The organism is Rhizobacter sp. P3_B12 (assembly GCF_056402895.1).
The window spans coordinates 1-1,282 of record NZ_JBFUGN010001359.1 but is presented as its reverse complement, the minus strand read 5'-3'; the positions used below and the strand labels follow the sequence as shown (position 1 = coordinate 1,282).

At 73.4% G+C, this 1,282-nt stretch carries 1 protein-coding gene; it reads left to right on the top strand.

All coding sequences use genetic code 11. The annotated features are described in order from the left end of the window. Positions 1-1,282, top strand: a 1,282-nt coding sequence (locus AC1D01_RS35215) for a GH36-type glycosyl hydrolase domain-containing protein (RefSeq protein ID WP_477874236.1), incomplete at both ends; no start/stop codon positions are given.

The following is a 1,282-nucleotide window of genomic DNA, read 5'->3' as shown; positions in this document are numbered from 1 at the left end:
GGGGCTGCTCGGCGACCAGCTGCGCCGGCGCACGCCGCGCGAGGCGGTGCCGGTGCTGCAGGCGCTGCCGCTGCGCGCGCCGCTGGCGCAGGGCGGCGCCCAGGCCGAGCCGACCGTCACCGCGGAGCTGCAGTTCTTCAACGGCACCGGCGGCTTCACGCCCGACGGCAAGGAGTACCGCATCGTGCTGCCGCCGGGCCGCACGACGCCGGCGCCCTGGGTCAACGTGATGGCGAGCCCGCAGATCGGCACGCTGGTGTCGGAGAGCGGCTCGGCCTTCACCTGGCGCATGAACGCCCGCGAGAACCAGCTGACGCCGTGGTCCAACGATGCGCTGGTCGATCCATCGTCGGAGGTCCTGTACCTGCAGGACCGCGCGACCGGCGCCTACTGGACGCCCACCGCGCAGCCGCGCAGCGCGCCCGGCGCGACGCACGAATGCGCGCACGGCGCCGGCTACAGCCGCTTCACGACGCAGGCCGAGGGCATCGAATCGGAGCTGACGCACTTCGTTGCCTGGGACCGGCCCGCCAAGCTGATGCGGCTGCGCGTGGCCAACCGCAGCGCGCGCCGCCGCACGCTGACGCTGACGCTGTACGTCAACCTGTGCATCGGCGACAACCGCAGCGGCAAGGTCGACCTGCTGTCGACCTGGGCCGGCCGCAACGCGTCGACCACGCTGTACGCCCGCAACCCGGCGAATGCCGACTTCGGCCGCGACATCGCGTGGCTCGGCAGCTCGCACCCGGTGAGCGGCTGGACCTGCGACCGCGCCGAGTTCATCGGCATCGGCCAGGGGCTCGCGGCGCCGCAGGCGCTCGAATCGCAGCACACGCTGCGCCAGGCCGCCGGCGTCGGCCCCGACCCGTGCTGGGTGATGCAGGTCGAGCTGAAGCTGGAGCCGGGCGAGTCCGACGTGGTCGTGTTCTCGTTCGGCCAGGCGGCGAGCCTCGCCGGCGCCGACGAGCTGGTGCGGATGACCACGCGCGATGCCGACCAGGCGCTGGCGAACGTGCGGGCGCAGTGGGACGAGTTGCTCGGCGCGGTGGAGGTGCGCACGCCCGACCGCGCCTTCGACCTGATGCTCAACCGCTGGCTGCTGTACCAGGTGCTGAGCAGCCGCTGCCTGGGCCGCTGCGGCTTCTACCAGGCGGGCGGTGCCTACGGGTTCCGCGACCAGCTGCAGGACGTGATGGCGCTGGTGCATGCCTGGCCCGGCTTCGCGCGCGACCACCTGCTGCGCGCCGCGGCTCAGCAGTTCGTCGAGGGCGACGCGCAGCAC